Origin of the sequence: Janthinobacterium sp. FW305-129, from assembly GCF_020858115.1 — a bacterium.
GTDB lineage: Bacteria > Pseudomonadota > Gammaproteobacteria > Burkholderiales > Burkholderiaceae_D > Janthinobacterium.
In genome coordinates, this window is sequence record NZ_JACYMM010000006.1 from 399,901 (window position 1) to 412,785 (window position 12,885).

The following is a 12,885-nucleotide window of genomic DNA, read 5'->3' on the forward strand; positions in this document are numbered from 1 at the left end:
CCTTACAGCTCGATCGTGCCTTCGAACACGGTCACTGCCGGGCCCGTCATCAGGACGGGATGGCCGGGGCCTTGCCAGGCGATCGACAGTTCACCGCCGCGCGCGCTGATGCGCACGGGGGAATCGAGCACGCCGCGCAGGATGCCGGCCACGGCGGCGGCGCAGGCGCCCGTGCCGCAAGCGAGCGTTTCGCCCGCGCCCCGTTCAAACACGCGCAGTTTCACGTGCTGGCGGTTGACGACCTGCATGTAGCCGGCGTTGACGCGGCGGGGAAAGCGCGGGTGGTGCTCGATGCGCGGGCCCGTCACTTCCAGGTCTTGCGCATCGACATCGTCGACCACTTGCACGGCATGCGGGTTGCCCATCGAAACGACGGACACCAGCACGGGGGCGTTGTCGCCCGGCAACGCCAGATCCAGCGGCCACAGGGTGTCAGTTCCCTGTGCCACGCCAGCCAAGCCGCTGGCGTCGAACGGCACCAGCGCAGGTTCGAGCACGGGCGCGCCCATGTCGACGGTGATGCTGCCATCGAGCTCCAGGCGCGGAGAAATGACACCGGCCATGGTTTCCACGCGGATGCTGGCCTTGCTTGACAAGCCTTTTTCGCTGACGAACTTGACGAAGGCGCGCGCGCCGTTGCCGCACTGTTCCACTTCGCCGCCGTCATTGTTATAGATGCGGTAGCGGAAGTCGCAGCCGGGCAGGCGCGGTTTTTCCACCACGAGGATCTGGTCGGCGCCGATGCCGAAACGGCGGTCGGCCAGGCGCTGCCACTGGGCCGGCGTGAAGTCGACATCCTGATTGATGGCGTCGATGACGATGAAATCGTTGCCCGCGCCATGCATTTTGGTAAATTGAAGTTTCATGGTCTGCCGTATCACTTGTGCTGGTTGTAGAACGATGCTTCGCCTTCCGGACGCGTCTTGAAGCGTTTATGCGTCCAGAAATACTCGGCTGGCGCTTCGCGCACGCGCTCTTCGATGAATTCGTTCATGCGGCGCGTTGCGGCCGTGATGTCGTCGCCCGGATAATCGTCCCACGCCGGGTAATAGGTCACCTTCCAGCCCTGGTAATTGGGCAAAAAGGTGGCGATGACGGGAATCACCTGCGCCTTGGCGGCCAGCGCCAGGCGCGCCGTGGCCGTCAGGGTGGCGGCGGGCACGCCGAAGAAGGGCACGAATTCCGCATCCTTCTCGCCGAAATCCATGTCCGGCAGCATAAAGTAGGGCAAGCCGTCGCGCAGGGCGCGCAGAATCGTCTTGATGCCGTCCTGGCGCGTAAACAGCTTGGGCGGCTTGAAGCGCGAGCGGCCGTTGCGCAGGGCCTGGTCGAAGGCGGCGTTCTTTTGCTGCACGTACATTGACGAGGCGGAAATTTCCATGGCCGTGGCGGCGCCGGCCACGTCGAGGCAGACGAAGTGCGGGCACAGCAAAATGGTCGGCTTGGCGGCGATCTGCTGGCCCGGGAAGGCGGGCACCTTTTTGATCAGGCGGTTCAGGCGCGCTTCCGGTGCCCACCACAGGATGCTGCGTTCCCACACGCTGCGCGAATACGCCTGGAAATGCTGGCGCGCCAGCGCCACGCGTTGTTTTTCCGTCAGTTCCGGCATGCACAGGCGCAGATTCGTCAGGGCGATCTTGCGCCGCGTGGGCATGGCGATGAACAGTACGCTGCCGACGGCCACGCCGAAGCGGCCGAGGATGGGCAGGGGCAGCCAGTGCAGCAGCCACATGAAGGCGATCAGCAGTCTCATGCCTGCTCCTTGGCGGCTTCGGGTGTCGCTGGCGTGGGCGGCGGCGCACCGCGCGGCACCTTGTAGCGATTGTAGCTCCACAGGTATTGCGCGGGGCTGCGCGCGATCAATTGTTCCATGGCCGCATTGATGGTGCGCGCCTGCTCGGCCGAGGTGCTGTCGAGCGACTCCGTGAACGGCACGAAATGCACGACGTAGCCGCGTCCGCCCGGCAGGCGTTCCGCGTAGGTGATGATGACTTCGGCGCCGCCCATCTGCGCCAGTTTGGCGGGCAGGGTCATGGTGTAGGCGGGGCGGCCGAAGAAATCGGCCCACACGCCTTCGCCCTCCTGCGGCACCTGGTCGGGCAGCAGGCCGATCGGTTGTCCCTTTTTCAGGCATTTGGCAAAGATGCGCACGCCCGACATATTGGCCGGCGCCAGCATCAGGTTTTCGCGCGCGCGCGCGCCTTCGATCAGCGGTTTTAATGCGGCGCGCTTGGGCGGGCGGTACATCACGGTAAGCGGCGTGCGCAGGGCGATTTGCTGGGCGACGATTTCAAAGCAGCCCAGGTGCGGTGTGAGGAAGACAATGCCGCGGCCGTGCTGCAGCGCTTTTTCCACCAGTTCCCAGTTTTCTACCGTGGCATGGCGCGCCACGCGCTCGGCCGGCGCGCACCAGATGAAGGGCAGTTCCAGCACGCTCTTGCCCGCTTCGGCCACGGCCGTGTGCAAGTGTTGCGAAAACCCCGCACCTTGCATGTTCTCGCGCATGCGGCGGCGATAGGACGGGGAAATGGCGTAAATCACCCAGCCGAGCGCAGCGCCAAGGCCATGTAGAACGGGCAGGGGAAAAATGGACAAGAAGCGGAAAATTGGGACTAACATGTGTAAGCTGTTTCCAGGAATGGCGTGTTGCCGTGCCAAAATTTTTTAAGAAGCGTAAAATACCACGTATGCAGTAACCGCTGAGTTAATAGACAACTTGCGATGCGGAATATAAATATCGCTAAAGCGTCGCAGGCAAAATCCTCTTTACTGCGACAGAACATTCACATAGTAAACAGGAGCTTGCAATGTCAAACGACTATCTCTTCACTTCCGAATCCGTCTCGGAAGGCCATCCCGACAAGGTTGCCGATCAAATTTCAGACGCCATCCTTGACGCCATCCTGGCCCAGGATCCAGCCGCCCGCGTGGCTGCCGAAACCCTGTGCAACACGGGTCTGGTCGTGCTGGCGGGCGAGATTACCACTCACGCCAATGTGGATTATATTCAAGTTGCGCGCGAAACCATCAAACGCATCGGCTACGACAACACGGAATACGGCATCGACTACAAGGGTTGCGCCGTGCTGGTGGCCTACGACAAGCAGTCGCCGGACATCGCGCAAGGCGTCGATGAAGGTGCGGGGATTGACCTGGATCAAGGCGCTGGCGATCAGGGCCTGATGTTCGGCTACGCCTGCGATGAAACGGCCGAGCTGATGCCTGCCGCCATCCACTACGCGCACCGCCTGGTCGAGCGCCAGTCGCAACTGCGCAAGGATGGCCGTTTGCCATGGCTGCGTCCGGATGCGAAATCGCAAGTGACGCTGCGCTACGTCGATGGCCGTCCCGTCGGCGTGCACACGGTCGTGCTGTCGACCCAGCATGCGCCGGAAATCTCGCACAAGCAGATCGAAGAAGCCGTTATCGAGGAAATCATCAAGCCGATTCTGCCGCGCGAATGGCTGACGGAGACCAAGTTCCTTGTCAACCCGACGGGCCGCTTCGTCATCGGCGGTCCGCAAGGCGATTGCGGCTTGACCGGGCGCAAGATCATTGTCGACACCTACGGTGGCGCAGCGCCGCACGGCGGCGGCGCGTTCTCGGGCAAGGACCCGTCGAAAGTCGACCGTTCGGCAGCCTACGCGGCCCGCTACGTGGCGAAAAACATCGTCGCCGCCGGCCTGGCGCGCCAATGCCAGGTGCAGGTCAGCTACGCCATCGGCGTGGCCAAGCCGATCAACATCACCGTCTACACGGAAGGCACGGGCGTGATTCCCGATGCGGAAATCGCCAAGCTGGTGCTGGCGCACTTTGATTTGCGTCCAAAAGGCATCGTGCAAATGCTCGACCTGCTGCGCCCGATCTACCAGAAGAGCGCCGCCTACGGCCATTTCGGCCGCGAAGAGCCGGAATTCACGTGGGAACGCACGGACAAGGTCGCCCTGCTGCGCGACGCCGCCGGCCTGAAATAATCGAGCCCGCTTGCTGAATGAGCGCCCCGGCCGCCAGGTTGCGGGCGCTTTTTTTATATGTTGTTAGTTGGCAATGCATGCCGAACAGGCTGGCGCGGCGGCCTTGACAATGATAAAATCCCGTGTCCGAGGAGCGTTGCGACGAAGAAATTCGCCAGGCTCGGAATATCCTGCAACCGCGCTCACGTACCTTTTTCAACTGAAAGGAGGGCGTGATGAACGCCGTACTCAAATCGCAACACGACTACACCATCGCCGATATCACTCTGGCCGCATGGGGCGACAAAGAAATCAAGATTGCTGAAACGGAAATGCCTGGCCTGATGGCCATCCGCGAAGAATTCGCGGCAGCGCAGCCTTTGAAGGGCGCGCGCATCACCGGTTCCATCCACATGACCATCCAGACCGCCGTGCTGATCCAGACCCTGGAAGCACTGGGCGCGCAAGTGCGTTGGGCATCGTGCAACATTTACTCCACGCAAGATCACGCCGCCGCCGCCATCGCTGCCGCCGGCACGCCCGTGTTCGCCGTCAAGGGCGAGTCGCTGGACGACTACTGGGAATACACGCACCGCATCTTCGAATGGCCGAACGTGGACGGCAAGGCTGTCTACTCGAACATGATCCTCGACGATGGCGGCGATGCTACCCTGCTGCTGCACCTGGGCGTGCGCGCGGAAACCGACCTGTCGGTGCTGGCGAACCCCGGTTCGGAAGAAGAAATCTGCCTGTTCAACTCGATCAAGAAGCACTTGCTGGCCGACCCGACCTGGTACTCGAAGCGTTTGCCGGAAATCCTGGGCGTCACGGAAGAAACGACGACCGGCGTGCACCGCCTGTATCAGATGCACAAGGAAGGCAAGCTGGCTTTCCCTGCGATCAACGTCAACGATTCCGTCACGAAATCGAAATTCGACAACCTGTACGGCTGCCGCGAATCCCTGGTCGATGGCATCAAGCGCGCCACCGACGTGATGATCGCCGGTAAAGTAGCCGTCATCGCCGGTTACGGTGACGTGGGCAAGGGTTCTGCCCAAGCCATGCGCGCCCTGTCGGCGCAAGTGTGGGTGACGGAAGTCGACCCGATCTGCGCACTGCAGGCGGCGATGGAGGGCTACCGTGTCGTGACCATGGATTACGCCTGCGAACACGGCGACATCTTTGTTACCTGCACCGGCAACTACCATATCCTCACGCACGACCACCTGACGCGCATGAAAGACCAGGCCATCGTCTGCAACATTGGTCACTTTGACAATGAAATCGACGTTGCTTCGTTGAAACAATACGAGTGGGAAAACATCAAGCCGCAAGTCGACCACATCATCTTCCCGTCGGGCCGCCGCATCATCCTGCTGGCCGAAGGCCGTCTGGTCAACCTCGGTTGCGGCACGGGCCACCCGTCGTACGTGATGAGCTCGTCGTTTGCCAACCAGACGATCGCCCAGATCGAGCTGTACGCGAACACGGCCAACTACCCGGTCGGCGTGTACACCCTGCCAAAACACCTGGATGAAAAAGTCGCTCGCCTGCAACTCAAAAAGTTGAATGCGCAACTGACGGAACTGACGCAAGAGCAAGCCGACTACATCGGCGTGCGCACGGAAGGTCCATACAAGCCAGAGCACTACCGCTATTAATTTGGCTGGTTGCTCCGCGAGCCTACTGCGCGACGCGGGGCGCGGCCGGCGATGCTCGCTGTACATAAAGTACAGCTGCGCTTCTCGGCCACGCCGCACGTCTGCTCGCTACGGCTCCCGAAGCAACGATACTTCGCGGACTACATTGAAAGCCGGCTGCGGCCGGCTTGCCCCTCTTTTTTGACAGGCTAGAGAAATGCGCTTGCTACTGATTTGGTTTATCAATGCGGCAGCCCTGTTTGCCGTCCCATACCTGATGCACTCGGTGACGATGAGCAGCGGCTGGACCGCGCTGCTGGCCGCTGCCGTGCTGGGGCTGGTCAATGCGCTGATCCGTCCTTTGCTGATCCTCTTGACCCTGCCCGTGACGTTCCTGTCGCTGGGCCTGTTCATTTTGATCATCAACGGTTTCCTGTTCTGGCTGGTGGCGCAGGTGATCGATGGTTTCCATGTCGCCAGTTTCTGGTCTGCCGTGGGCGGTGCCATTCTGTACAGCATCATTTCCTGGGCCCTGTCGACCTTACTTTTGAGTAACGACGATGGAAAAGCATAACTTCAGTATTGAGTTTTTCCCGCCGAAAACCCCGGAAGGGGCGGAAAAGCTGCGCGCCACGCGTGTCAAGTTGTCAGAATTGCATCCGAAGTATTTCTCGGTGACGTTTGGCGCGGGCGGCACGACGCAGCAGGGCACGCTGGACACCGTGCGCGAGATCCTGGCGGCCGGCGAACAAGCCGCGCCCCATTTATCTTGCGTGGGCGGCTCGCGCGAATCGATCCGCGCCGTGCTGGGTGAGTTCAAGGCGGCCGGCGTGAACCGCATCGTGGCCTTGCGCGGCGACTTGCCGAGCGGCTATGGCGCCTCGGGCGAGTTCCGCTACGCTAACGAGCTGGTGGAATTCATCCGCGCCGAGACGGGCGACCATTTTCATATCGAAGTGGCCGCCTATCCGGAAGTGCATCCGCAAGCCCGTTCGCCGCAGGATGACTTGAACGCGTTCGCGCGCAAGGTGCAGGCCGGCGCCAATGCCGCCATCACCCAGTACTTCTACAATGCCGACGCGTATTTCCAGTTTGTCGAGCAGACGCAGAAGATGGGCATCGACGTGCCTATCGTGGCCGGTATCATGCCGATCACGAACTACACGCAGCTGATGCGCTTTTCGGACATGTGCGGCGCGGAAATTCCACGCTGGGTGCGTCTGAAACTGGCCAGCTTCGGCGACGACAGCGCGTCCATCAAGGCGTTTGGCCTGGACGTGGTGACGGGCTTGTGCGAACGCCTGCTGGAAGGCGGCGCGCCAGGCTTGCATTTCTATAGCATGAACCAGGCGGCGCCCACGACGGCACTGTGGCAGCGCCTGGTGAAATAAACCGTCCTGACTTGTCAGAACAGATCGCCCTCGGTCACGATGTGATCGAGGGCGATGTCGTATGTGCCACTGGCAAATGATGCCTTCAGGCAGCCGTATGCCACGCCCACGGTCACTGGCCGCGGTGCGTGTTCCAGGGTGCGGTCGTAATAGCCGCCGCCATAGCCGAGGCGAAAGCGTTCCTGGTTAAAACCCAGGCAGGGCACGAGCAGGGCTGCCGGCGCCGGACGCAGGCGCAATTGCGCCGGCACGGCCACGCCCATGCCATCCTTGACCATGGGCTCGCCCGGCGTCCAGTCGGAAAATGCCAGCGGCGCATGTTTTTCCAGCACCACGGGCAAGCTCAATTGCACGCCGCGCGCGGCCAGCTGCGCATAGGCATCGTGCAAGTCCGGCTCGCCGTGCAGGGGCCAGTACACGCCCAGTTCCTTGACATTTTCTTGCGCGCACCAGTCCAGCAGGCGCTGCGCGATGGCCGCATCCCACCCGGCGCGCGTGGCGTCGGGCAGGGCGCGCCGGGCCGCCAGCAAGGCTTTGCGCAAGCCGGCTTTCTCCTGTGGCGCAATGGGTGGCCGTGTAGCCGGATCGCATGTTATTCTAGGGTCGCTATTCATATCACCATCAAGATTGAGAGTCGTACATTGATTTCCCCACTGAAATGGATTGCCGGTACGATGCTGTGTGCCGCATCGGCCTTGTCTCCCCTGGCCGCCCTGGCCCAGGTGTCCGCCACCGTCTCCCCTGCCGCCGCGCTGGCGTCCGACACGCGCAGCGAGGACGATGCCTTCCTGCTGCTGCGCGACGCCGCGCGCAAGGATGACGCCGAAAAAGCCGACTTTTATGCGGGACGGCTGACGAATTACCAGATTCCCTCGTATGTTGACTATTATCGGCTGAAACCGCGCATCAAACTGCTGACCGAGGCGCAATTTCGCGATTACCTGAACCGCTACAAGGGCAGCGCCATCGCCGACCGCTTCCGCAACGACTGGCTGCTGGAACTGGGCCGCAAGCGCGACTGGGTCGTGTTCGATGAACAATATCCGCAATTCGCCCTCGATGACGACACCCAGCTCAAGTGCTACGCGCTGATGTCGCGCGCCGCCAAGGGCCAGAACGTGGCGGCCGAGGCGCGCAAGCTGCTCGTCTCGCCGCCCGGCTATGGCGAAGCGTGCGGCAGCCTGATCGCCGCATTGGCGCAAAACGGCCAGTTCGACACGAACGACCTGTGGGCGCAGATCCGCCTGGCGGGCCAGACCAACGCCACGGGCCCGGCGCGCCGCATCGCGCTGCTGCTGGGCACCTCCGACGCGAAGATGGCGCAAGCGATCGACTTGCCGGCCTTGGTGCTGGCCAAGGGCGCGGGCGCCAGCCGTGCCGACCATGAAATGTACCTGGTGGCCGTGGGCCGCATGGCGAAAAGCACCTTGAAACTGGGCGTGGTGGCCCTGCAAAAGGCGAGTGCGCAGCTGACGCCGCAGGAACAGGCCATCGGCTGGGCAAGCCTGGCCTTGCAGGCGTCGTATGGGCTGGCGCCGGAAGCATTTGAATATTGGCAAAAAACCAATGGTGCACCGTTGACCCAGGAGCAGATGCAGTGGAAGGCGCGTATCGCCTTGCGTGAAGGCAACTGGCCCGAGGTGAAGGCCGCCATCCAGGCCATGCCGGCCTCCCTGCGCGCCGACCCTACCTGGGTCTACTGGCTGGCGCGCGCGCAGCAGGCGGAAACGCCGGGACGCCCGAACGCGCAGGCCGACGCCCTGTACCGCACGATTTCCGAGCAATCGAATTTCTACGGCTTGCTGGCCAATGAAGAGCTGGGCAACCATCTGGTCTTGCCGCCGCCGGGCCAGCCCGTCACGCCGGCGGAAATTGCCGCCATGGCCGCCAATCCGGGGCTGCAGCGGGCCTTGAAATTCTTCAACATGCGCCTGCGCTTCGAAGGCACGCGCGAGTGGAACTGGGAATTGCGTTCAATGACGGACAGGCAACATCTGGCGGCCGCGGAATTTGCGCGCCAGAACAATGTGCTCGACCGCATGGTCAACACGTCCGACCGCACGCGCCTGGAAGTGGACTATACGCAGCGCTATCCGACGCCGCACGACGACGTCATGCATCCGGCCACGCAAACCCTGGGTCTCGATAAAGCCTGGGTGTACGGCTTGATCCGCCAGGAATCGCGCTTCATCATGGATGCGCAGTCGCACGTGGGCGCGTCCGGTTTGATGCAGGTCATGCCATCGACGGCCCGTTATGTCGCCAAGAAGATCGGTTTGACTGATTTCGTCACGGAAACCTTGAGCGACGTGCGCACCAATGTCTTGCTGGGCACGAATTACCTGAACATGGTGCTTGGCGGCCTCGACGGTTCGCAAGTGCTGGCCAGCGCCGCCTACAACGCGGGGCCGGGGCGCTTGCGCATCTGGCGCGCCACCATGACGCGGCCGCTGGAAGGCGCCATCTTCGCCGAGATCATTCCGTACACGGAAACGCGCGGCTACGTGAAAAACGTGATGGCCAACGCCACGTATTACGCGGCCCTGTTCGAGAAGAGCCCGCAATCGCTGAAAGCGCGCCTGGGCACCGTGGGGCCGAAAAACAGCGCCATCGCGGCCGATTTGCCATAACTTAATGAATTGATACCCGACCATGCAAACGACCATCCTTGACCCCAGCCTGACGCAAGCCCTGGCCGCCGCCCGCGAGCCAGGTTTGACCCTGATCATCGGCAACAAGAATTACTCGTCGTGGTCGATGCGCCCGTGGGTGGCCATGACGGCCTTCGGCATCCCGTTCCAGGAAGTGCGCGTGCTGCTCGACCAGCAGGACACGGCGACGAAAATCGCTGAATATTCGGCCTGCGGCCGCGTGCCCGTGCTGCTGGCGGGCGAGATCACGATCTGGGACAGCCTGGCCATCTGCGAATACCTGGCCGAGCAGTTTCCCGATAAACACATGTGGCCGCAAGACGTGGCCGCGCGCGCCATGGCGCGTTGTATCTGCGCGGAAATGCACTCGGGCTTTACCGGCTTGCGCACGGACATGTCGATGAATATCAAGGCGAAGTTGCCGGGCCGTGGCCGCACGGCCGCCGCGCAGGCGGACATTGGCCGCATCAGTGAAATCTGGGAAGAGTGCCTGTCCCGCTTTGGCCACCACCAGTTCCTGTTTGGCGAGTTTTCCATCGCCGACGCGTATTTCGCCCCCGTCGTCATGCGTTTCCGCACGTATGGCGTGAGCCTGGCGCCGGCCCTGAACGCGTATTGCGAGCGCGTGCAGGCGCATCCGGCCGTGGCCCGCTGGATCGCGGAAGCGCTGGCGGAGACGGAAGTTGCAGCCAAGCATGACGCGGAACTGCCTGATTAAGAAAAGAGTGTTATGAAGATATACACGGTCGGTGGCGCGGTGCGCGACCAACTGCTGGGCTTGCCCGTGAAGGACCACGACCACGTCGTCGTCGGCGCCACGCCCGAAGACATGCTGCGCCAGGGCTTCCGGCCCGTCGGCAAGGATTTCCCCGTGTTTTTGCACCCGAAGACGCAGGAAGAATACGCCTTGGCCCGCACGGAACGCAAGACGGCCCCCGGCTACCGGGGCTTTGTTTTCCACACGGCGCCCGACGTCACCCTGGAAGACGACCTGGTGCGGCGCGATCTGACCATCAACGCCATCGCCCGGGCCGAGGATGGGACGTTGACCGACCCGTTCGGCGGCATTCAGGATATCCAGAGTAAAATCTTCCGCCATGTTTCCGATGCGTTCGGCGAAGACCCCGTGCGCATCTTGCGCCTGGCCCGCTTTGCCGCCCGTTTTCATACTTTCACTGTCGCGCCCGCCACCATGGAACTGATGCGCCGGATGGTGGCTGATGGCGAAGTCGACGCCCTGGTGGCCGAGCGCGTGTGGCAGGAAGTGGCCAAGGGGCTGATGGAAAGCCATCCTGCGCGCATGCTGACGGTGCTGCACGAGTGCGGTGCGCTGGCGCGCATCATGGGCGAAATCACCATCAGCGAGCGCTTGCTGCAGGTCATCGACCATGCGGCCGCGCAAGGTCTTGACTTGCCCGTGCGCTTCGCCGCCTTGATGCTGCATTTGAGCAAGGATGCCATCGAGCAGCTGAGCGAGCGCCTGCGCGTGCCCAACGAGTGCCGCGAACTGGCCGTCATGGCGGCGCGCGAGCTGGACCATATCAATGGCGCGCTGGACTTGGGCGCCGAAGCCGTGGTGAGCTTGTGCGAACGCTGTGACGGACTGCGCAAGCCGCAGCGCTTCGCGCAACTGCTGCAGGCAGTGGCTTGCGACGGACTGGTCGCCGGCGACTTTCTCCAGGCGGCGCGGCTGCAGGGCGGGCTGGACGCGGCGCGCGGCGTGAATGCGGGCGCGCTGGCGCAAGGCTGCACGGAGCCGAAACGCATCCCTGAAGTCATCCATGCGGCGCGGGTGGCGGCCGTGGCGGCCTTCCTGGCCCAGGCTTGAATGGCGGGAATAAGCTACAATGGCGCCATGATGTTGCACTGCACAATAACGGCCTGACGTGCCGCAGCACCGCCCCCAGGAGTCGACGTGACCTTACCCAAGCTGTTTCAAAACCCGTTTCGCCGCTGGCTCAGCCGTAGCGGCGGCGGGCGTCCGACCGTGCTCGTCAAGCAGTTGCATGAGCGCGACCGGCGCCGCATGATGAAGCATTTTTTGTCGCTCGAGAAAAGCGACCGCTTGCTGCGCTTCGGCAGCGCCTTGCCTGATGAGCTCGTGGCCCAGTACGTGCAAAAGATGGACTTCTCGCGCGACATGATTTATGGCGTCTACAACAGCTTGTTCAAGCTGGTGGGCGTGGGGCATCTGGCGTTCGCGCCGAAGGACCAGTCGCCGGCGAAAAGTATCGTCACGGACAAGGAGCAGGTGGCGGAGTTTGGCGTGTCCGTGTCGAAATCCATGCGCGGCATGGGCGTCGGCTCGAAACTGTTCGAGCGGGCGGCAATTCACTGCCGCAACAACGATGTCGATACCCTGTACATGCATTGTTTGTCGTCGAACAAGACGATGATGCATATCGCCAAGAAAGCGGGCATGGAAATCCAGCGCGACTATGGCGAAGCTGATGCTTATCTGAAACTATTGCCGCCGAACCCGACCAGCATGCTGCAGGAAGCCGTGCAGGAGCAGTTCGCCATGTTCGACTACACGTTCAAGGCGAATGCGCGCGCCGCGTACAAACTGTTCGAGCGCTTGCCGGGGCGCAAGAAGCCGGCGCCACCCCCGCCGCCGGCCGACTGATTACAGCAGGGGCAGGGCCGTCGTATCCTTGATGCGCTGCAAGGCGAAGCTCGATTTGACGTCCAGCACGGCCGGGTGGCGCAGCAGGGTCGCCATCATGAAGCGCGAGAAATGCTCCATGTCTTCCACGTGCACGCGCAACAGATAATCCATCTCGCCTGTCATCGCATAGCAAGCCACCACTTCCGGCCATTGCGCCACCGCCACGGCGAAGTCCGCGCGCGGCGACGTGTTCGTCACCAGATTCGGCGCCAGCACGCGCGCCGTGCTGTGCGCCGTGGCGTCGCTGTGCTTTTCCAGCCGCACGTTGACATAGGCGAGCAAGCCCAGGCCGATCTTTTCCGGATCCAGCAGGGCCACATACTGGCGGATCACGCCCGCTTCTTCCAGCCGTTTGACGCGGCGCAAGCATGGCGACGGCGACAGGCTGACCTGCTCGGCCACGTCCTGATTCGACAGGCGGCCATCGGCCTGCAGGACGGCGAGGATCTTGCGATCCGTTTTATCCAGCGTAATTTTGCTCATGCTACCTCCGGTGGTTCTTGTTTCACGCAATATTATTGCGCAAATCATGATTGTTCGGGAGATCTTTGGCATTTAATGCCCACAGACCGCGCCTATACT

Annotated in this window: 13 protein-coding genes and 1 riboswitch; of the genes, 8 read left to right on the forward strand and 5 right to left on the reverse strand. The window is 62.4% G+C overall.

Annotated features, from left to right (window positions below; genetic code table 11):
• Positions 1-2: 2 nt before the first annotated feature.
• From dapF to IGS61_RS14990, 3 genes are read right to left on the reverse strand one after another with little or no spacing between them, the layout of a single operon-like run.
• Entirely contained in the window at positions 3-866 is an 864-nt protein-coding gene (dapF, locus tag IGS61_RS14980; protein WP_230540284.1) for a diaminopimelate epimerase, read from the reverse strand.
• An 11-nt stretch (positions 867-877) separates the two neighbouring features.
• Positions 878-1,753: an LpxL/LpxP family acyltransferase gene (locus IGS61_RS14985; protein ID WP_230540285.1), complete on the reverse strand. Its 876-nt coding sequence runs from the start codon at positions 1,751-1,753 to the stop codon at positions 878-880.
• Positions 1,750-2,619 (reverse strand): lysophospholipid acyltransferase family protein, encoded by an 870-nt coding sequence (locus IGS61_RS14990; RefSeq protein ID WP_230540286.1) that lies wholly within the window; start codon positions 2,617-2,619, stop codon positions 1,750-1,752. The genes IGS61_RS14985 and IGS61_RS14990 overlap by 4 nt, the downstream gene beginning before the upstream one ends.
• Before the next feature lie 188 nt (positions 2,620-2,807).
• On the opposite strand from IGS61_RS14990, the gene metK reads away from it, so the two are divergent.
• From metK to metF, 4 genes are all read left to right on the forward strand, one after another.
• Positions 2,808-3,974, forward strand: coding sequence for a methionine adenosyltransferase (gene metK, locus IGS61_RS14995; RefSeq protein ID WP_099408029.1), 1,167 nt, complete (start codon positions 2,808-2,810; stop codon positions 3,972-3,974).
• Positions 3,975-4,096: 122 nt separating this feature from the next.
• A riboswitch (S-adenosyl-L-homocysteine riboswitch) is annotated at positions 4,097-4,165 on the forward strand.
• 24 nt (positions 4,166-4,189) lie between these two features.
• Positions 4,190-5,614, forward strand: a complete 1,425-nt coding sequence (ahcY, locus tag IGS61_RS15000; RefSeq protein WP_070258574.1) for an adenosylhomocysteinase — start codon at positions 4,190-4,192, stop codon at positions 5,612-5,614.
• 196 nt (positions 5,615-5,810) lie between these two features.
• Complete coding sequence (locus tag IGS61_RS15005; protein ID WP_034783534.1) at positions 5,811-6,167, forward strand: phage holin family protein; 357 nt, start codon at positions 5,811-5,813, stop codon at positions 6,165-6,167.
• Positions 6,154-6,984 (forward strand): methylenetetrahydrofolate reductase [NAD(P)H], encoded by an 831-nt coding sequence (gene metF / locus IGS61_RS15010; RefSeq protein WP_230540287.1) that lies wholly within the window; start codon positions 6,154-6,156, stop codon positions 6,982-6,984. The genes IGS61_RS15005 and metF overlap by 14 nt, the downstream gene beginning before the upstream one ends.
• A gap of 14 nt (positions 6,985-6,998) precedes the next feature.
• Here the strand turns inward: metF and IGS61_RS15015 are convergent, their stop codons facing one another.
• A complete protein-coding gene (locus IGS61_RS15015; protein WP_230540288.1) occupies positions 6,999-7,526 on the reverse strand; it encodes a 5-formyltetrahydrofolate cyclo-ligase in 528 nt (175 codons plus the stop codon).
• A gap of 132 nt (positions 7,527-7,658) precedes the next feature.
• Here IGS61_RS15015 and IGS61_RS15020 point away from each other — a divergent pair, with 132 nt between their 5' ends.
• The 4 genes from IGS61_RS15020 to IGS61_RS15035 all read left to right on the forward strand — a co-directional run bounded on the left by IGS61_RS15020 (position 7,659) and on the right by IGS61_RS15035 (position 12,261).
• Positions 7,659-9,614: a lytic transglycosylase domain-containing protein gene (locus IGS61_RS15020; protein WP_230540289.1), complete on the forward strand. Its 1,956-nt coding sequence runs from the start codon at positions 7,659-7,661 to the stop codon at positions 9,612-9,614.
• Positions 9,615-9,636: 22 nt separating this feature from the next.
• Positions 9,637-10,353: a glutathione S-transferase family protein gene (locus IGS61_RS15025; protein WP_230540290.1), complete on the forward strand. Its 717-nt coding sequence runs from the start codon at positions 9,637-9,639 to the stop codon at positions 10,351-10,353.
• A 12-nt stretch (positions 10,354-10,365) separates the two neighbouring features.
• A complete protein-coding gene (locus tag IGS61_RS15030; protein WP_230540291.1) occupies positions 10,366-11,463 on the forward strand; it encodes a multifunctional CCA tRNA nucleotidyl transferase/2'3'-cyclic phosphodiesterase/2'nucleotidase/phosphatase in 1,098 nt (365 codons plus the stop codon).
• Positions 11,464-11,550: 87 nt separating this feature from the next.
• The gene (locus IGS61_RS15035) at positions 11,551-12,261 is read left to right on the forward strand and encodes a GNAT family N-acetyltransferase (RefSeq protein WP_230540292.1); all 711 of its coding nucleotides are present in this window, start codon (positions 11,551-11,553) and stop codon (positions 12,259-12,261) included.
• Here IGS61_RS15035 and IGS61_RS15040 read toward each other — a convergent pair whose 3' ends face one another.
• Entirely contained in the window at positions 12,262-12,786 is a 525-nt protein-coding gene (locus IGS61_RS15040; protein WP_034753092.1) for an Lrp/AsnC family transcriptional regulator, read from the reverse strand.
• Between the last annotated feature and the right edge of the window lie 99 nt (positions 12,787-12,885).

Bases quoted from the DNA above. Each gene is read 5' to 3' on its own strand.
- dapF (WP_230540284.1), bottom strand. From the start codon at position 866: ATGAAACTTCAATTTACCAAAATGCATGGCGCGGGCAACGATTTCATC.
- IGS61_RS14985 (WP_230540285.1), bottom strand. From the start codon at position 1,753: ATGAGACTGCTGATCGCCTTCATGTGGCTGCTGCACTGGCTGCCCCTG.
- IGS61_RS14990 (WP_230540286.1), bottom strand. From the start codon at position 2,619: ATGTTAGTCCCAATTTTCCGCTTCTTGTCCATTTTTCCCCTGCCCGTT.
- metK (WP_099408029.1), top strand. From the start codon at position 2,808: ATGTCAAACGACTATCTCTTCACTTCCGAATCCGTCTCGGAAGGCCAT.
- ahcY (WP_070258574.1), top strand. From the start codon at position 4,190: ATGAACGCCGTACTCAAATCGCAACACGACTACACCATCGCCGATATC.
- IGS61_RS15005 (WP_034783534.1), top strand. From the start codon at position 5,811: ATGCGCTTGCTACTGATTTGGTTTATCAATGCGGCAGCCCTGTTTGCC.
- metF (WP_230540287.1), top strand. From the start codon at position 6,154: ATGGAAAAGCATAACTTCAGTATTGAGTTTTTCCCGCCGAAAACCCCG.
- IGS61_RS15020 (WP_230540289.1), top strand. From the start codon at position 7,659: ATGCTGTGTGCCGCATCGGCCTTGTCTCCCCTGGCCGCCCTGGCCCAG.
- IGS61_RS15025 (WP_230540290.1), top strand. From the start codon at position 9,637: ATGCAAACGACCATCCTTGACCCCAGCCTGACGCAAGCCCTGGCCGCC.
- IGS61_RS15030 (WP_230540291.1), top strand. From the start codon at position 10,366: ATGAAGATATACACGGTCGGTGGCGCGGTGCGCGACCAACTGCTGGGC.
- IGS61_RS15040 (WP_034753092.1), bottom strand. From the start codon at position 12,786: ATGAGCAAAATTACGCTGGATAAAACGGATCGCAAGATCCTCGCCGTC.